This is a genomic window from Nocardia sp. NPDC051832 (assembly GCF_040681285.1).
In the GTDB taxonomy this organism is placed as follows: Bacteria; Actinomycetota; Actinomycetes; order Mycobacteriales; family Mycobacteriaceae; genus Nocardia.
The window spans coordinates 30,643-48,403 of the sequence record NZ_JBFAYL010000003.1; the positions used below are offsets into that span (position 1 = coordinate 30,643).

Below are 17,761 nucleotides of genomic sequence, written 5' to 3' on the forward strand. Positions count from 1 at the left end.
CCCGGCCGAGACGACCGGGGTGGTGCTACTTGGTGCGGGGCCGCGAGTGGAAGCCGAGGCCTTCGTCCTGCGCACCCATCCACGCCGCCTCGTCGGACTTGCTGTCCGGCACGTAGATGGTTTCGCCTGGGCGGCGGGTGATCTCCGGCGGTGGGGCCTGCTCGAAGTCCTCGGCGTCGATGACGAGCCGTTCGAGATCGTTCTCCAGCCGGCGCACGGTGTTGGCGTCGCCGTAGTGCGACCGCAGTGCGCTGATGGATTGCCGGAGCTGGCCCACCGCATAGCGGAGTTCCGCGATTTCGCTGCGTGTCATCGTTTCCTCCTGTGTTCGCTGGCAGGTCGTTGATCGCGATGAGGCTAGTTAACCCTGTGACCCACCACACATCGTGATCTACAACACAGTACGTGACGAATTCGGATCTGGCTCGTCGGATTCGGAATTCTGGTGGATAGCCCGAGTGTTGCCGGTTATCCGGCAACATCAGCCGTAGCTTCGGCCAAGGGCTAGCTGGCCGTCGCGAACTCCGATTCCGGCCCGTGCTCGGTCAGCGTCGCGCACACCCGGTTGACCAGCGCGACGATCTGCAGCGCCACCTCTTCGGCGCGTTCCAGGATCACGCTGTGCCCGGCGCCCTCCACCCGGACCAGCTCCGAGCTGCTCAGCTGCGAGGCCAGCACCACCGAATGCACGAAGGGCACCACGATGTCGTGCGAACCGGCCAGCACCAGCGCCGGAATGTTCTCCAGATGATGCAGCGACGCGGTCTCGTCGAAGGCGATCAGCGAGCCCAGGAAGCTGGACATGGTGAGCAGCGGCGTTTCGTTCAACATGGCCGTGGCGACCGCGATCATGCGCGGGTTCACCTTCTTGGTGCCGAACTGCGCCTCCCGGATGATCGGTTCGAAGATCCGGCGGGAGAACCGCTTCGAGGCCTGCATCACCCGGGGCGCGCGCACCACCGCGGTCTGCAGCGAGTTGACCGCGTAGCGGTGCAGGAAGCGGCCCAGGCCCACCTCGGTGATGCCGTTGGCGGCGCCGGCGATCAGGCCGACGCCGACCACGCGGGTGCCGATCGCCTCGGGAAACAGGCGGGCATAGGCGAGGCACACCATCGCGCCCATCGAGTGCCCGACCAGGACGACCGGCCCGGCCGGCGCGACCGCGCGCAGGACGGCGTCGAGATCCTTGCCGAGGTGATCGATGGTGTAGGTCGAGGGGTGGGCGACCCCCGATTCGCCGTGCCCGCGATGGTCGTAGAAGACCATCCGGGTGTCGGAGGTCCAGTGGCTCAGCAGCTGATCCCGCAGGTAGGACCAGGAGTCGGTGCGCAGGCAGTGCCCGTGCACGAAGACCACGGTGAGGGGGGCGGTGTCCAGGCCGAAGGTTCGCACAGCGATCGGGACACCGTCGTCGGCCGATACGGTCACGCGGTGGCCGTCGTAATCGGCGGCCACCCGGGCGATGGGGGTGGACATGGTTTCTCCTGTGGCGCGTCAACCCAGTCGGAGCTTCTTGCCCGGTTGTCGATATACATTGCCGCCCCGTTAGCTACTCATACCTGCCGTTATGTACGCGTTGTGCAACTGACGCGGTAGATCGACCGGAAACATCTGTCTATCAAGTGATCTCGAAAATCCTCTAGATAGACCTAGATTTCAATATCGACCATGACAAGGGCCCTCGCCGGAAGGCCGAGGGCCCTTGTATCGAGATTCTTCAGTTGTCTAGTGAATATCCAATAGAGACGAATACTCGCCGATCGAGGATCAGGTGGTCGTCGTGCGGGTGGAGGGCAGGAAGGGATTGAGCAGGTTGGGTTCGGTGGACGCGCCCATCTGCCACTCCGCGATCCAGGGCCCGGTGCCTTCGCTCGGGTCGAAGATGCCGCCCTCCAGCCAGGTGTAGCGCCCGTCGAGGACACCGCGCGTGATGGTGCGATCGTCGTCGTCGGTGTTGTCCCAGAGCGCGCTGAACAGCTTGCGCACCCGGACCCGGGACTGCTGGCAGAAGGCGTCGGCCAGTTCCGCGGCCGCCGCGCCCTCCGGGGCGTCGCGCAGCGCGTGCGCCCGGACCACCGCGGCCGACATGGCGAACAGCTCGGCCCCGATGTCGACGATCCGGCCCAGGAAGTTCTGCCGGTACTCCAGGCCCGCCTGCCAGCGGCCCATGGCGTACATCAGCGAGCGCGCCTGCTTGCGCGAGTTGCGTTCGATGAAGCGCAGATGCTTTGCCAGTGCGCCGAATTCGGCGTAGGTGGCGGGCACCGTGCCGGTGCCGACCGCGAGCTGGGGGAACCACTTGGCGTAGAAGCCGGTGGCGCCCACCGCGGCTTTGGCCTTGTCCTTGAACTCGGCGTTGCGGTCCACCAGTGCGCCGGCGGCGGACATGTGCGCGTCCGCCATCTCGCGGGCGATCAGCAGTTTCATGATCTCGCTGGAGCCTTCGAAGATGCGATTGATCCGCAGATCGCGCACCAATTGCTCAGCCGCGACCGCTCTTTCGCCGCGCGCGGCCAGTGACGCGGCCGTCTCGTAGCCGCGGCCGCCGCGGATCTGGACGAGCTCATCGGCGATGGCACAACTCATTTCGCTGGCCCACAGCTTGGCGAGCGCGGCCTCGATGCGGATGTCGTTGCGGGCCTCGTCGCACATGGTGGCCGAAAGGTCCAGCGCCGCTTCGAGTGCGTAGGTGGTGGCCGCGATGAAGGCGATCTTCTCGCCGACCGCCGCGTGCTCGCCGACCGGGCGGCCCCACTGCACCCGGGTGCCGCTCCACTCGCGCGCGATCTTCAGCGACCACTTCGCCGAGGCCGTGCACAGCGCGGGAATCGCCAGGCGGCCCGCGTTCAGGGTGGTGAGCGCGATCTTCAGGCCGTCGCCCTCGCGCCCGATGAGGTTGCGTTTGGGCACCCGGACCTCGTGCATCCGGGTGACGCCGTTCTCGATGCCGCGTAGCCCCATGAACTGGTTGCGGCGTTCCACGGTGATGCCGGGGGAGTCCGCCTCCACCACGAACGCGGAGATGCCGCCGCGGTGGCCTTCGCTCTTGGGCACCCGCGCCATCACCACGAGCAGTTCGGCGACAACGCCGTTGGTGGTCCACAGCTTGACGCCGTTGAGGATGTAGGCCTCGCCGTCCTCGGTCGGCGTCGCCGAGCTGGCCATGCGCGCCGGGTCGGAACCGACATCGGGTTCGGTGAGCAGGAAGGCGCTCACCGCGCCGGCCGCGCAGCGCGGGAGGAACTCGGCCTTCTGTTCGGGCGTGCCGGCCAACTTGAGCGGTTCGGGGACGCCGATCGACTGGTGCGCCGAGAGCAGCACGCCCAGGCTGGCGTGCGCGGAACCGACCAGCATCAGCGCGCGGTTGTAGCCGACCTGGGAAAGCCCCTGTCCGCCATAGGATTCCGGGATCTTCAGGCCGAAGCAGCCGAGCTCGGCCAGGCCCTTGACCACCTCGTCCGGGATCCGGGCCGAGGCTTCGATCGCCGCGCCGTCGATGCTTTCGCAGAACGGGCGCAGCCGGGACAGGTAGGCCTCGGTGCGCGCGGCGTCTTCGGCATCGGGCTGGGGATAGGGATGGATGAGGTCGAGCCGGAACCTGCCGAGAAACATCTCCTTCGCGAACGAGGGTTTGGCCCAGCTGGTTTCGCGAGATTCCTCGACGAGCGCGCGGGACTGTTCTTCGGTGGCGTCGACTTTGGCGGTGGTCGCCATGATGTCCTCCTTCGGAGGTGATCAGCGTCACATCCGAGTGTAGGAACTCTGGTTACCCACCGGTAGGCTTATCGCCGAAAGATCTTGAAGGGACCGGCATCTCGTCCGGATCAGACGCTGCGCAGGTAGCGCCCGAAGTGCGGCACGGTGAAACCGATGGTGCCGCGCTCGGCGGAGTAGATCAGGCCCTTCTTGATCAGTCCGTCTCGGGCGGGGGAGAGGGAAGCGGGTTTACGGCCCAGCTCCAGCGCCACCGCCGAGGTCGCCACCGGGCCGTCGTCACCCGCCAGATCGGCCATGGCGCGCATGTATTCGCGCTCGGCCGGCGTCGCGCGTTCGTAGCGTGAGCCGAAGAAGCCCACGGCCAGCTCCTCTTCCGCGCTCGGCGCGGCCACCTCCACATCCTCGGCGGAGATCGGGCTCTCCGGCGCCTGATCCCAGGCCGCCTTGCCGTAGGCCTGCACGAAATACGGATAGCCGTCGGCCTTCTGGTACAGCGCGTCCAGGGCCTCGTCGGTGAACTTGACGTCCTCGCGCTGCGCGGGCGCGATCAGGGCCTGATCCGCGGAATCCCGGTCCAGCCGGTCGATCCGGTGATAGCTGAACAGCCGCTCGGAGTAGCTCTTGGAGGCCGAGAGCACCGCGGGCAGGTGCGGCAGCCCGGCGCCCACGACGATCAAAGGCGCGGCGTCCTGGCTCAATTCGTGGCAGGCGCCGCAGATCGCGGAGATGTCGGCCGGACCCAGGTCCTGCATCTCGTCGATGAAGATCGCGATGCCCACGCCGATGTCGCTGGCCAGCGCCGCCGCCTCTTTGAGCAGCTCGACCAGGTCGATCTCGATATCGCCGGAATCGGCGCGGCCGGAGATCGCGGGGACGTCGATGCCGGGCTGCCAGCGTTCCCGCATGCCTTTGTCGGCGGTGGAGCGGAGCGCGAAAGCCTTGAGGATGCCGAGGAAGTCGTCGACCCGCTCGGGATTGCGGTGCGCCATCGCGACCGCGCGAGTCGCCATGTGCAGTGCGGAGGAAAGCGGCCGGCGTAATTCCTGGTCGGGGCGCGCCTCGATCTTGCCGGTGCCCCAGCCCCGGCCGACGGCGGCGGAGCGAAGCTGATTGAGCAGCACCGTCTTTCCGACGCCGCGCAAGCCGGTGAGCATGACGCTGCGTTCCGGGCGGCCGCGCGCGATGCGTTCCAGCACGATGTCGAACGCGGTGAGCTGCTTGTCGCGCCCGGCTAGTTCGGGTGGGCGCTGGCCGGCTCCGGGAGCATACGGATTCCGCACGGGGTCCATACCCTGACACCGTAGCGCTTGAAGTCCGTTATCTCTCGGGCATTCTACGAACTCTCCTAGACGCGACAATTTTGTCCTTGCCATTGCCGTGGAACTCTTTACGCTGAGGGCGGTGTCCGAGGAAACCGTTCCCCATACGACCGCCGAAGTAGTCGAGTCCTGGCATGTGCCCGCGGGGGCCACCCAGGCCGAGCTGATCCGATCCAACATCCTGGTCGCGATCGAGCAGGGGTACGACGATCCGCAATTAGTGGCTGATCTGGCGGTGGGCCCGTTGGTCATGGCGCTGGGCAAGCTCGAGGTCGGCCTGGCCGACGCGCGCCGGCGGATCGCCGAACTCGAACGCGCGCTCGCCGAGCGAAATAGGTAACGGTGCGGGTTGCTCGGCGATATCGAGTTGTAACCCCCGGTTACGCCGCCGCTGGCAGCGTCCCGTCCTGGGGTTTTGCTGTCGCACAAGAACACGAGTCGCTGTGCGCTGGACAACATCCGGTCCGCACCGTAATCTCTTCGTGACTTAGTGGAGTCTGTCGTTTCGTAAGAGAAGCGGCGCCACGAAGTCACCACTGATCGGTCGTCGGGACCTCGTGTCCCCGTTCGGTGGTGGAGCATGAAACGGAGACTCAGCTCGGTGGGTAGACACAGCTTGCAGCGGGAATCTCGGGTTCCGAATTCCGTAAAGGGCGCTATTGTCATGGGCGCCATTGCTACGACCGGTGCGATGCCGGCCATTCAGGCGCAGGCCGCAACGATCAACGTCCCCGGTATCGGCGACTTCGATGTCCCGGTTCCGCAGGAGTTCCAGGCCCAGGCCCAGGATCTCACCAACCAGCTGTCGCAGGCCCTCGCCGCGACGCCTGCGATCCCGCCGTCCTCGCTCGGCACGCTCCCCGCGCCGAGCACCGGGTTCGGTAATTTCTTCGACAACCCGTCCTCCCCGGCCGATATCGCGCTGGACGCCGCCAAGACCAAGGTCGGCGCCGCGTACTCCTGGGGCGCCTCGGGCCCGTACAACTTCGACTGCTCGGGTCTGGTCCAGTGGGCCTACAAGCAGGCCGGAATCGAACTGCCCCGCACCAGCTTCGAGCAGTCGCATGTCGGCGCGCCGGTAGCCTTCCAGAACCTGCAGCCCGGTGACATCGTCATCACCAACGGCGGCGGCCACGTCGGCATCTACGCCGGCGACGGCAAGCTGCTCAACGCGGTCCAGTCCGGCACGCCGGTGTCCTACACCCCGCTGCGTCCCGACCAGGTCGTCACGGCGCGCCGCGTCGTTTAATTTGTAGGGGTGCCCCCTACCGAACGGATTGCTCCCGTCCAGGCCCGCGTCGACGCGTGGACCTGGGCGGTGCGTCTTTTCAAGACTCGTTCGGCCGCCGCCGAGGCGTGCCGGGGCGGGCATGTACGCGTCAACGGCGTCACGGCGAAACCCGCCCAGATCGTGAAGCTCGGTGACGAGATCCGCATCCGCGGCGGTGGTCTCGAACGCATCGTGGTCGTGGAGCGGATCGTCACCAAGCGCGTCGGTGCTCCGATCGCCGCGCAGTGCCTGATCGATCGCAGCCCGCCACCGCCGCCGAAGGAACTGCTCGCCAGTCTGCCGGTCCGCGACCGCGGCTCGGGCCGGCCCACCAAACGCGAGCGCCGCGAAACCGACCGTCTCCTCGGTCGCGCCGACTAGCCGCGCGTGTCGCCCCAGGGCTAATTCGAGGTCTCCCGCTCCGGATTTCACACGATCACCTACGGTGACAGGCGTGTCAGACTCCAGCGGTTCTAGCGATGGCCGGACGCCGTTCCTGCCGACCGTGCTGCGCTGCTGTGCCGCGCTGGCCGCGACACCGGCCCGCCTGCTGCTCCCGCGCCAGCCCGACGCCGCCTTGCTGGCGGGCCTGAGCTCGGTCGACCCGCCGCGTGCGACCAGTGCCGTCCGGCTCACCGTGCTCACCCAGGCTTCCATGTCGGCGCCGAAGACATTTGTGGCCGAAGGTGTGCGGAGCCTGCGGGAACTGCCGCTGACCATGGCGGCGTTCCTGATCGAGCATCCCCGGGCCCGGTTCCTGGTCGATCCGGCGCTGTGCTCGGATGTGCACGAGCGGGTCATCCCCGAGATGCCGCTGCCCATTCAGGTGCTCGTGGCGCCGGACAAACCGGTGCTCGGCCTGTCCGACGCGCTCGCCGCGCGCGATATCACCGGCGCTGACATCGATTTCGTGATCCCGACCCATCTGCATTGGGACCACGTGTCCGGGCTGCTCGAGCTGCCGCCGACGGTGTCGGTGAAACTTCCTGCCGCCGAACATGATTGGGCATTGGGCGGGCCACATGCGCCGATCGGGGTGGCGCGCGGCCCGTTGCGCGAGCGCACCTTCGACCTGTTCGAGCTGGACGGCCCGCCGGTGCTCACCTTCGCCCGCAGCAAGGACCTGTTCGACGACGGATCGGTTGTGCTGGTAGATCTTTCGGGTCACACGCCCGGCAGCATCGGCGTCCTGCTCGCGGTCGACGACGGCACCCGCGTGCTGCTGGCCGGTGACGCGATCTGGAGCAAGTTGCAGGTCGAGCTGCTGCGCGAGAAGGCCCCGATGCCGGGCCTGCTCTTCGACAACGACCGGGACGCGGCGTTCGCCACCATTCACCGGCTGCACGCGCTCCCGCCCGGCATCGAGGTGATCGCGGGCCACGACCTCGCCGCGGTCGCGGCCCGCGCCGCCAAGAACTAGCGCGCCACCAGGCCCAGACCCGCGGGCACCGAGCGATGCACCGGGGCCCAATTCAGTTCGCGCCGGGCCCTTTCACTCGACACCCGGATCGAGGTGTCCGACATCAGGCAGGCCAGATACGGCACCGTGAGACGGATCAGCCAGGTGGGCAGGGCCAGCGCGCGCGGAGTGTGGTGCGCCGCGGCGACCGCGTCGACGAACTGCCGCCAGGTGATCGGCTCGTCGTCGACGATGTTGTAAGCCGCTCCGCCACGGCCGTTTTCGAGCGCCGCGACGGTCGCGTTCGCGGCGTCGGCGACGTGGATCCAGCTGGCGTATCCACCGCCGCCCACCGGCAGGACCGGGGTGCGCTTGCGCATCAGGCCGGCGAACATGTCGCTGAAGGCGTTCGGGCCGTAGAACAGGCCGTAGCGCAACGCGATGCCCTCGATATCGGCCGCGAACACCTGCTCCTCGGTGGCACGGCAGCCCGCCAGCACCGGATCGGCGTAGCTGCCGGTCGCCACACCGAAGGGGTCGTCCTCGGTGACCGGCCGGTCGCCGTGATCGAAGTAGCCGTACCCGGTGATCAGCGACTGGGTGAGGAACCGGTGCGCGCCGACCACCTCAGCGGCCGCCAGCAGATGCGCGGTGCCCTTGTCCCGCAGGGCGTTTGTCGGGTCGTCGGCCGTCAGCTTGCGTCCCACGCCTTTGAGCGCGGTCGCCTCGTGCAGCACGGCGTCGGCGCGCAAACCGCGCACCGCCCGCAGCAGGCCATCCCGGTCCATCACATCGGCGGTCACCGGCTCGGCGCCCAGGTCCCGGAGCGGCCCGTGACTTTCCGGTCGACGCGCCAGCGCCAGCACCTGGTGACCGCGTTCGGTCAGTGCCGCGATCAGTGGCCGCCCGATCGCTCCGGTCGCACCCGCAAGAAGAACCCGCATCGTCCCACTCCTGTTCGTCGCTTGTACCCCTTGGACGAGACAGCCCCGGACGATGTGATGCGGAGTGACACAGCACACGCGAGCGACACAGTCCGCTGACCGTGCTTGCCGGGTTCCGGCGGCAACCCGGGGAAGAATTCGTGCGGAGACGTCCCCGCTCGGACAAGGAGCCGGAATTGGGAGAGTTCGTCGCATACAGTCCGCAAGAACTGCGTCAGCATGCCCTGCGCCAGCGCGACCCGGAGTTCACCACCTGGCTCGCCGCGATGGACGAGGACCTGGAGCGACTGGCCCTCGACGAGGCGCCGGAACTCGGTCCGCGGCCGTGGGGTCCGGACCGGTTGCCGATCCTGGAACAGGCGCTGCTGCGCCATTTTCCGACCGGCGGGCTGGCCCCGACGATGGCGCAGTACAGCCTGTTCGAGCGGTTCGCCCGCGGCGTCGGGCACATCTTCGCCAGCAACCTGGACGGCACCTGGGTCTACGCGACCCCGATCGTGGCGCCGGGCGCCCCGGCTCATCCGGTGGTCGAAGTGCCGCCGCTGCCGGTGTGGATCGATCCGGGCGCGTTCCTGAGTGAGGCGCTGACCCGGCGCACCGGCGCGATCTTCGACGCCGCCTACCAGGTCGCCGCCACCGAGCACCGGCACTGGACCGCCGCGGGCAGCCCCGACCCGGAGCAGTGGGCACGCGCCCACTGACCCCCGGGGTTCGTCACTCGTATTCGGTGCCGCCGTCGCGCAGCAGGTACGCGTCGGACACGATCTTGCCGATGGCGCGCCCGCCCAGGATCGGGGCGTACCGCTCGGTGGCGGGCCGGACCACCAGGCCTTCCCGGATGTTCGCGCCGGTGCCGGTCACGGTTTCCGTGCCCTCGGCGAGCGCGAGCAGCACCGCGGCGTCGTACGGGCCCTCGTAGAGCACCGGGACCCGCGGCACCGTGATCCCTAGATCGCCTAGGACAGAGCCGATTTCAGCATGCGCGAGCCACCGCACCGGTTCCGGCGCCGGATCGATCGCGATGTCGAACAGCGCGTAGCCGAGGGTCTCGTCGTGCCTGGCCGCCGCACCGTAGTGCAGGTCCTGCACGCCCTGCCCGTACACCTCGCCGAAGAACGCGACCCGCGCCAGACCCAGTGCGGCACTGAGCTTCCGGGCCGCTTCGACCAGACCGTGCCGATGCGTCGCCCGCCAGTACAGGTTGCTCTCGTCGGCCACCAGCGCCAGCGACTGGCCGCCGATTCCCTTGGAGGACACCTGAACCCGGTCGCCCTCGCGGAGATAGGTCAGCAGGCAGGTGCTGCCGTGGATCTTCTCGGTGGCGACCACCGCTTCGCCCGGCTCGAAGATCCCCGGGTAGCGCTTGATGTTCTCCACATCGATCCACCGGATCAGCTCCGGCGCCGCCTCCACCTGCCCGGACATGGCCACCGGAATCGGCGGCGCCCACTTGGTGACCCCGAGCAGCTCGGCGAAGTCGGTCCGCTCGGCCTCGGCCCGCGCCAGATCGACGCCGGCCAGCGCCGCCGGCCGGCACACGATGCCCTGCGACACCTCGCCGCGCAGCCGCACGGTCTTCACCCGATCCCGTTGCGCGCCGGCCAGTTTCCCGGTCAGCCCGAGCTCGGCGATCAGCGCCTCGGGCAGGATCGCCTGCTCCGGGATGTACAGCGCGTAATCGCCGGTGGCGAACTCGCCCTTGGCGATCACGGCGCGATACAACCCGACCTGCGCCAGCTCCAGCCGATCGGCGTTGGAATGCGGGTGTACGACCAGCTTTTCGACGGTGACGGACAACGTGGACATGGCATCCCCTCCCAGCGGATCGGGTCAGCCTACGTCCGTGCCGTCACCTCGGTCGATGCATTTTCCGGCGGTCGTCAGGCGACGAGATCGGCGAGCCGGGCCTTGATGAGGGCTTCGGCTTCGGTGACCATGCGCTCGATCAGCTCCGCGCAGGTGGGGATGTCGTGGATCAGGCCCTGTGCCAGGCCGGCCGACCAGATGCCGGCGTTCAGGTCGCCGTCCTCGAAGACGCGACGGCCGCGGGCGCCGGAGACCAGCTCCCGGACGTCGTCGAAGGTGCCGCCGGACTTCTCGATCTCGACCACCTTGCGGCTGATCTCGTTGTCCGCGACGCGCGCGGTATTGCGCATGGTGCGGAAGATGAGCTGGGTGTCGAGCTCGCTGTTGGCGACGATTTGTTCCTTGACCTTCTGATCGATCGAGGACTCCTGGGTGCACAGGAAGCGTGTGCCCATGTTCACACCGTCGGCGCCCAGCGCGAGAGCGGCGACCAGACCGCGAGCGTCGGCGATGCCGCCGGAGGCGACCATCGGGATGTCCAGCGCGCGGGCGGCGGCGGGGATCAGGATGAGGCCGGGGATGTCGTCCTCGCCGGGGTGGCCGGCGCATTCGAAGCCGTCGATGCTGACGCCGTCGACGCCGATCTTCTGGGCCTTGAGGGCGTGCCGGACGCTGGTGCACTTGTGCAGCACCTTGATTCCGGCCTCGCGGTAGTACGGCAGGAACGGTTCCGGGTTGCTGCCCGCGGTTTCCACGATCTTGATGCCGCTGTCGATGATCGCCTGCACGTATTCGGCGTACGGCGGCGGATTGATCGACGGCAGGATGGTGACGTTCACGCCGAACGGCTTGTCGGTCAGCTCCCGGGTGCGCGCGATCTCCTTGCGCAGGTCATCCGGGGTGGGCTGGGTGAGCGCGGTGATGAAACCGAGGCCGCCCGCGTTGGCGACGGCGGCGACGAGTTCGGCGCGGCCGACCCACATCATGCCGCCCTGCACGATCGGGTGCTCCACCCCGAAGGTCTCGGTGAACCTGGTACGCAGCATCGCGCTCTCCTGTATGTCTGTGGTCTTCGGCCTTGATGGTGACACGGGAGTCGTGGCGGATACAAGCGGGAAGTGAGCCGTGATTCGCTGCAAATCCATCGATTACCTCGATTTCCGGCACATCAATTCGCTCTTGCCGCCCAATTAAGTTAGTTGTTATTCTCGTCTCAGTCGGCCCCGACGGTGTGGGCCGCCGGCGAGGAGCTCAACTCATGACCAACGGTGCCCCAGCGCTCGACGAGCCGATTCGTTCGCGGCGCAACCACTGGAACAACCAGCTCGCGACGCACGCGCTGATGCGCCCCGACGCGGTCGCGCTCCGGTTCCGTGGACAGGACACCACCTGGGCCCAGCTGCACGACCGGTCGCGGAAATTCGCGGACGCGCTGGCCCGCCGCGGCGTCGGCTTCGGTGACCGGGTGCTGCTGCTCGCGCTGAACTACCCCGAATACCTGGAAGCCGTGTTCGGCATCAACGCGCTCGGCGCGATCGCGGTGCCGGTGAACTTCCGGCTCACCCCGCCCGAGGTCGCCTATATCGTCGGCGACAGCGGCGCCAAGGCCATCGTCACCGACACCGTGCTGCAGCCGCTGGCCACCGCCGTGCAGGCGCAGGCGCCCGCGCTGGCGACCTGCGTCGTCATCAACGGCACGTCCGGCGACGGCGTGCTGGGCTTCGACGAACTGCTCGCCGAGGACGGCGCGGCGCACACCCCGCTCGACATTCCCGAGGACACGCCCAGCCTGATCATGTACACCTCGGGCACCACCGGCAGCCCGAAGGGCGCGGTGCTCTCGCATGCCAACATGAACGCCCAGGCGCTGACCTGCATCCGGGCCATGGACATCACGCCGGACTCGGTCGGCTTCTGTACCTCGCCGCTGTTCCATATCGCCGGCTTGGGAAGCCTCGCACCGTATTTCCTGCTCGGCGGCAAGACCGTCCTGCATCCGCTCGGCGCCTTCGACGCGACCGAGTACCTGGACGCGGTGGAGACCGAAGGCGCCACCACCGCGTTCTGTGTGCCCGCGCAGTGGCAGCTGATCTGCGACGAGCCGACCGTCAAGCAGCGCAAGCTGGCGCTGAAGATGCTCAGCTGGGGCGCGGCGCCCGCCTCGGACACGGTGCTGCGGGCCATGGCCGACTGCTTCCCGGACGCGCAGAACGTCGCGGTGTTCGGGCAGACCGAGATGTCGCCCATCACCTGCGTGCTGGAGGGCCGGGACGCGATCGCCAAGCTGGGCTCGGTGGGCAAGCCCATCCCGACCATCCAGACCCGCATCGTCGACGACGAGATGAACGACGTCGCGCCCGGCGAGATCGGCGAAATCGTCTACCGCGGGCCGACTCTCATGCAGGGCTACTGGAACAAGCCCGAAGCCACGGCGGAGGCGTTCGAGGGCGGCTGGTTCCACTCCGGTGACCTGGTGCGGCAGGACGCGGAGGGTTTCGTCTACGTCGTCGACCGCAAGAAGGACATGATCATCTCCGGCGGCGAGAACATCTACTGCGCCGAGGTGGAGAACGTGCTGTTCGCGCATCCGCAGATCCGCGAGGCCGCGGTCATCGGGCGCGCGCACGAGAAGTGGGGCGAGGTGCCGGTCGCGGTGGTCGCGCTCACCGACCCGGCCGCGGAGCTGACCATCGCCGACCTGGAGCCGTTCCTCAACGAGAACCTGGCCCGCTACAAGCACCCGAAGGACCTGGTCGTGGTGCCCGAGTTGCCCCGCAACGCCAGCGGCAAGGTCGTCAAAGTACAACTCCGTAAAGATTATTCGTCCTGAGTCCTGCGCGGCCGGTGCGGATGCTTCATGATCGGCCCATGGCTACTCCCCGCATCCGCGCCGCCGTGCTCGGACTGCACTGGCAGGTGAATGTGATTCGGCCCGAGGGATTCTTCGGGCCGATGCTGGCGGCGCCTGTCGCACGCAGCGGAGTGGTGCGCCGCGCCGTGGGCTTCCATGCCGGCGCGCTCGACGCCGGGGTGCCGGTGGTGTTCACCCGTTTCACCATCCCGATCGGGGAGGGTGAACTGGTCCGCAACACCGGCTTCATGCGTTCGGTCGCGGCCGGGCAGACCGATTTCCGGCCCGGATCGGCCGGGGCGCAGACCATTCCGGAGATGGCCGGGCGCTACACGGTGGCCTTCGACAACCAGAAGCTGTCCGGCCTGGCCGGCAGCAATATCGTCGAATGGCTCGCCGAGCGCGAGGTCGACACCCTGTTCCTCACCGGCGTCGCCACCAATCTCACGGTCGAGCAGACCGCCCGCCACGGCACCGATCTCGGCTTCACCGTGCACGTCGTCACCGACTGCGTCATCGCCGCCACGGCGGAAGCGCACGCGGCGGCGCTGGCCAATCTGGAGCTGGTCACCGCGGGCAGTCTCACGTCGGCGGTGGCGCTGGAGTTGCTGCGCCGCCGGTGAATTCAGCGCAGCTGGGTGCGCAGCCCCGGCGCTAGCAGCTTCGTGAGGCGCCGATAGGCCTCGCGTGGCGGCGTCGGCGGATCGTCCTGCGCGATCGCCCCGAGCAGGCCGACCGCACCCCAGGACAGGAATGTCACGGTGGCGGCCAGCTCGGCCTTGTCCAGGTCGAGGCGTTCGGCGAGGTGCTCGGTCAAGAGCTCGGCGAGCACCGCCTGGTAGGCGCGCAGCAGCTCGCCACTGCTCTTGCGGCCCAGCCAGGCCCGGTACACATCGGAGTATTCGGCGGTCAGCCAGAAGACGGTGTACATCGGGGCCAGCGGATCGGACTTCGGCGGCGCCCAATCAGCGTGCGGCGCACTGCGTTCGGCCGCGCTCAGGGCCGTGCGCAGGAACTCGGTGCTGCTCACCACCAGTAGGTCGTCCTTGTCGCGGAAGTGCGTGTAGAAGGTGGATCGCCCGACGTCGGCGCGTTCGAGGATGTCGCGCACCGTGATCCGGTCGTAGCCGCGCTCCAGCATCAGCTCGATCAACGCCCGATGCAGCAGCTGTCTGGTCCGCCGGACGCGGCGATCCACACTCTCGTTCATATCTACTCCCGAAGCCGGACAATACCCGGCGAGGTGTCCGGAAACGAACTGAATCCGCCGCATTGTTCCTGGTAGATGCGGCCGGACCGGCCGACCATGAGGACATGAACGAAACCACGAAGCAGCCCGCGAATCGCACCGACGAGATCGGCATCCTGCTCACCAAACCGCGCCAGTACCTGATCTTCCGGTCGGTGTTCATGCTCGGCCGCAGCGCTACGCTGAACCGGCGGCTGACCGACCTGAGCGGGGTGAGACCGGGCGAAAATGTGGCCGATATCGGTTGTGGCCCTGGCGATCTGGTGCGCAGCCTGGCCCAGCGCACCGGTGCGGCCGGATCGGTGACCGGCGTCGATCCGTCCCCGGAAATGCTCGCCTATGCCGCGGCCCGCTCCGCGCGGCTACCGCACTGCGCATTCGAACACGCGCCAGCACAACAACTTCCACTTCCCGACGCCAGTATCGACCTGCTCACCTGCACCTTCGTCATGCACCACATCCCCGAAGCGAAACGCGCCGACGCGCTGGCCCAGATGTTCCGGGTGTTGCGGCCCGGCGGCCGGCTCCTGCTCGCCGACACCCATCCGCACGGCCTCGTCCTGCCGGCGCTGATCCGCGCGATGGGCCGCTCGGCCGGGCGCAAGACCCACGATCCCGCCGCACTCGGCCCGGATGCCGACCCGATAGCCGCCGTCGACATCCGCCGGTATCAGAATCTGCTGCGGCAGAACGGCTTCCGGGATATCGAGTTCACCGCGGTGCGTCCGATCACCGGTGTCCTGAGCGCTGTGAAACCAGGCTAGATCAGGTTGCGGGCCGTCATCCAGCGCATCGTGAACCAGCCGCAGAAGACCGGCAGCCAGCAGGTCAGGACGCGGTACAGCAGGACGCTGGGCACGGCGATCGTCGGCGGCAGGCCGAACGCGGCGAGGCCGCCGATGAGGGCGGCCTCGACCGCGCCGACGCCGCCCGGGGTGGGGGCGGCGGAGGCGAGGGTGCCGCCGATCATGGTGACGATGGTGACCGTGACGAAATTGGCGCCGCCGCCGAAGGCTTGGACGCTGGCCCAGAGTGCGCCGGCCATGCCGAGGGTGATCGCGGCCGAGCCGAGCACGATGATCGCGAACCGCTTCGGATCGCGCGCCAGCTCACCGAGCTCGCCGAGCACCTCCTGGAGTTGCGGCCGCACCGAATTATTCAGCCAGCGGCGCAGTTTCGGCACGAACATGAAGGTGCCGATGACGCCGACGCCGACACCCGCGGCCAGGTACAGCACGGTGGCGTCGGGCACGAAATGCGAGAGGTCCGTCGAGGTGCCCGCCACCACGCTGAACAGCAGCAGCAGCGCCAGGTGGGTGAGGATCTGCACGGCCTGCTGCAACGCCACCGCCGCGGTCGCGCGCACCGCGCCGAGCCCGCTCTTCTGCAGGAACCGCACACTCAGCGCGAGCCCGCCGACCCGGGCGGGGGTGGTGGTGGCGGCGAAGGTGTTGGCGATCTGCATGATCACCAGGTTCGGGAACGAGGCCAGCCCGGACGCGCAGGCCCACAGCGCCGCCGCCGCACCGATATACGTCAGCAGCGAGACCGCCAGCCCGAGCAGCGCCCACCACCAGTTCGCCGTCTTCAGCTGGGTGAAGAAGGTCGGCACCTGGCTGATGAACGGATAGGCGACGTAGACCAGGCCGATCAGCAGCGCCAGCTGGATGATCTGCTTGCGGCTGAACCGGGTGATCTGATCGGCCTCGATCTTGTCCTTGCCGGTCTGCTCGCGCACCTCGTCGCGGGTCCCGGCGAGCACGGATTTCCACTCGGGGACGGACTTGCGGATCCCGGAGGGCATGGCGGACTTGGTCAGTCGCGGCGAGGCGGTCAGCACCGGCTCCTCGCCGAGCGCGTCGATCGCCGCCCGCACCGCGGTTTCCTTGCCGAAGACCGCGGCGGTGAGCACCAGCAGCTGCGCGATGTCGGTTTTCTGCTGCACCTCGGAGGCGCCGAACTCGGCATTGCCGAAACCGGTGAAGCGGGTGACGCCGTCGGCGCCGAGCCGGATCTCCTCGGGCCGCAGGTCGCCGTGCGCCGCCTGGCCGGTGTGCAGGGCCTCGAGCGACTGCCACACACTCGGCAGGTCCGCGGCATCCAGCTCGCGCAGCGATCTGCCGCGGGGAATGGTGTGCGCGTACAGCATCCAGCCGCGATCCAGGGCGGCGACCGCGATGGCGGCCTGGTCGGCCAGGCCGAGCTCGCCGACCGCCACCGTCATCAGCGCGCGATGCTCGACCGCGCGATGCAGCGAGCCGTGCAGTGCCGCGGTTTCCCCGCGCCGGAAGGTCAACCATCGGAACAGCATTCGGATCGCGCCGTGACTGCGCTGATCCTTGCCGTAGAGCTCGACGTTGAGGTCGCCGCCCGCGTCGGCGGTGGCGGCGGCGAGCACCAGCGGCCCGGGCCCGGCCGGTCGCACCACCCGGAGCGCGGTGACGGTGTACCCCCGCTTGGCCAGCACCCGCACGGCGGCGTCCAAAGGCACCTCCAGCGCCGGCGTGCCGACCAGCCACACGATGACCGCGCCGACCAGCCAGCCGACCGCCAGCCCGAGCATGGCCCGGGCCGGCACCACGGTCGAGACCACCAGGTGGATCGGTGCGAACAACAGCAGCAGGAACCACAGCCAGCGGCGCGACTTGCGCGGTAGCCACGGACTGGAGACGGTGAGCACCGCGGCGATCATCGCGATCCAGCGCGGGTCGTCGAGGAACTGGGACAGGAAGGTGTCCAGGCGATCCGGGACTTGCAGATGCCATTGCGGCGCGGATAGCCCGGTGCCGGTGATCGAGAGCAGGAGTCCGGCCAGGAGCGCCGCCGCCGCGTATCCGGCGAGCAGCTTCCACTGTCTGCCGATGATCAACTCGACCAGGATCGCGAACGGCAGGATCAGGATCAGCACGCCGTAGACGAGATAGACCAGGTTCGACTGATCCGGGGTCAGGAAGCCGACGATGTCGGAGACCGAGTCCTCCAGCGCCAGCCATTCCGGGCGGGTGATCACCGACGCGGCGATGATGACGCCCAGCCAGGCGGCGGCCAGCACGACGCGAACTATGTCGGTGGTCCGCCTGGTCAGCGGCTGCAGCAGGCTGCCCGTGACCGGGATGTCCCGCCCGTCGACTCGCATGTCGTATCGGCACCTTCGGATCGAGTTGAGCTGTGAGTATGCAGCAGCCCGCCGGGCCGTTCGGCGCCAA

General features: G+C 68.3%; 17 protein-coding genes. 8 read left to right on the forward strand and 9 right to left on the reverse strand.

Annotated elements, in window-relative coordinates:
- Positions 1-25: 25 nt before the first annotated feature.
- From AB0M14_RS17845 to AB0M14_RS17860, 4 genes are all read right to left on the reverse strand, one after another.
- Entirely contained in the window at positions 26-313 is a 288-nt protein-coding gene (locus tag AB0M14_RS17845; protein ID WP_364996008.1) for a hypothetical protein, read from the reverse strand.
- A 191-nt stretch (positions 314-504) separates the two neighbouring features.
- Positions 505-1,476: an alpha/beta hydrolase gene (locus AB0M14_RS17850; protein WP_364996011.1), complete on the reverse strand. Its 972-nt coding sequence runs from the start codon at positions 1,474-1,476 to the stop codon at positions 505-507.
- A gap of 291 nt (positions 1,477-1,767) precedes the next feature.
- On the reverse strand, positions 1,768-3,714 hold the full coding sequence (locus AB0M14_RS17855; RefSeq protein ID WP_364996015.1) for an acyl-CoA dehydrogenase family protein: 1,947 nt from the start codon (positions 3,712-3,714) through the stop codon (positions 1,768-1,770).
- A gap of 110 nt (positions 3,715-3,824) precedes the next feature.
- Positions 3,825-5,006 (reverse strand): ATP-binding protein, encoded by a 1,182-nt coding sequence (locus tag AB0M14_RS17860; protein WP_364996018.1) that lies wholly within the window; start codon positions 5,004-5,006, stop codon positions 3,825-3,827.
- Between the two features lie 112 nt (positions 5,007-5,118).
- On the opposite strand from AB0M14_RS17860, the gene AB0M14_RS17865 reads away from it, so the two are divergent.
- The 4 genes from AB0M14_RS17865 to AB0M14_RS17880 all read left to right on the forward strand — a co-directional run bounded on the left by AB0M14_RS17865 (position 5,119) and on the right by AB0M14_RS17880 (position 7,726).
- The gene (locus AB0M14_RS17865) at positions 5,119-5,376 is read left to right on the forward strand and encodes a hypothetical protein (RefSeq protein WP_364996021.1); all 258 of its coding nucleotides are present in this window, start codon (positions 5,119-5,121) and stop codon (positions 5,374-5,376) included.
- Between the two features lie 351 nt (positions 5,377-5,727).
- On the forward strand, positions 5,728-6,285 hold the full coding sequence (locus AB0M14_RS17870; protein WP_364996024.1) for an NlpC/P60 family protein: 558 nt from the start codon (positions 5,728-5,730) through the stop codon (positions 6,283-6,285).
- 9 nt (positions 6,286-6,294) lie between these two features.
- On the forward strand, positions 6,295-6,687 hold the full coding sequence (locus tag AB0M14_RS17875; RefSeq protein ID WP_364996027.1) for an RNA-binding S4 domain-containing protein: 393 nt from the start codon (positions 6,295-6,297) through the stop codon (positions 6,685-6,687).
- A gap of 73 nt (positions 6,688-6,760) precedes the next feature.
- Complete coding sequence (locus AB0M14_RS17880; RefSeq protein ID WP_364996030.1) at positions 6,761-7,726, forward strand: MBL fold metallo-hydrolase; 966 nt, start codon at positions 6,761-6,763, stop codon at positions 7,724-7,726.
- Here AB0M14_RS17880 and AB0M14_RS17885 read toward each other — a convergent pair.
- Positions 7,723-8,649, reverse strand: a complete 927-nt coding sequence (locus AB0M14_RS17885; protein WP_364996033.1) for an NAD(P)-dependent oxidoreductase — start codon at positions 8,647-8,649, stop codon at positions 7,723-7,725. The genes AB0M14_RS17880 and AB0M14_RS17885 overlap by 4 nt on opposite strands.
- Positions 8,650-8,789: 140 nt before the next feature.
- On the opposite strand from AB0M14_RS17885, the gene AB0M14_RS17890 reads away from it, so the two are divergent.
- Positions 8,790-9,350: a hypothetical protein gene (locus AB0M14_RS17890; protein WP_364996036.1), complete on the forward strand. Its 561-nt coding sequence runs from the start codon at positions 8,790-8,792 to the stop codon at positions 9,348-9,350.
- A 13-nt stretch (positions 9,351-9,363) separates the two neighbouring features.
- Here AB0M14_RS17890 and AB0M14_RS17895 read toward each other — a convergent pair whose 3' ends face one another.
- Together AB0M14_RS17895 and AB0M14_RS17900 are read right to left on the reverse strand one after the other, a co-directional pair.
- Positions 9,364-10,455: an RNA ligase (ATP) gene (locus tag AB0M14_RS17895; protein WP_364996039.1), complete on the reverse strand. Its 1,092-nt coding sequence runs from the start codon at positions 10,453-10,455 to the stop codon at positions 9,364-9,366.
- Positions 10,456-10,529: 74 nt separating this feature from the next.
- Positions 10,530-11,501, reverse strand: coding sequence for a nitronate monooxygenase (locus AB0M14_RS17900; RefSeq protein WP_364996041.1), 972 nt, complete (start codon positions 11,499-11,501; stop codon positions 10,530-10,532).
- Positions 11,502-11,713: 212 nt separating this feature from the next.
- Here AB0M14_RS17900 and fadD5 point away from each other — a divergent pair, with 212 nt between their 5' ends.
- On the forward strand, positions 11,714-13,285 hold the full coding sequence (fadD5, locus tag AB0M14_RS17905) for a fatty-acid--CoA ligase FadD5 (RefSeq protein WP_364996044.1): 1,572 nt from the start codon (positions 11,714-11,716) through the stop codon (positions 13,283-13,285).
- Positions 13,286-13,323: 38 nt separating this feature from the next.
- Positions 13,324-13,929, forward strand: a complete 606-nt coding sequence (locus AB0M14_RS17910) for a cysteine hydrolase (protein ID WP_364996047.1) — start codon at positions 13,324-13,326, stop codon at positions 13,927-13,929.
- Positions 13,930-13,931: 2 nt separating this feature from the next.
- On the opposite strand, the gene AB0M14_RS17915 is transcribed toward AB0M14_RS17910, so the two are convergent.
- Complete coding sequence (locus AB0M14_RS17915; RefSeq protein WP_364996049.1) at positions 13,932-14,516, reverse strand: TetR/AcrR family transcriptional regulator; 585 nt, start codon at positions 14,514-14,516, stop codon at positions 13,932-13,934.
- 104 nt (positions 14,517-14,620) lie between these two features.
- On the opposite strand from AB0M14_RS17915, the gene AB0M14_RS17920 reads away from it, so the two are divergent.
- Positions 14,621-15,319: a methyltransferase domain-containing protein gene (locus AB0M14_RS17920; protein WP_364996051.1), complete on the forward strand. Its 699-nt coding sequence runs from the start codon at positions 14,621-14,623 to the stop codon at positions 15,317-15,319.
- On the opposite strand, the gene AB0M14_RS17925 is transcribed toward AB0M14_RS17920, so the two are convergent.
- The gene (locus tag AB0M14_RS17925; protein WP_364996053.1) at positions 15,316-17,691 is read right to left on the reverse strand and encodes a lysylphosphatidylglycerol synthase transmembrane domain-containing protein; all 2,376 of its coding nucleotides are present in this window, start codon (positions 17,689-17,691) and stop codon (positions 15,316-15,318) included. The two genes, AB0M14_RS17920 and AB0M14_RS17925, sit on opposite strands and share 4 nt — an antisense overlap.
- Between the last annotated feature and the right edge of the window lie 70 nt (positions 17,692-17,761).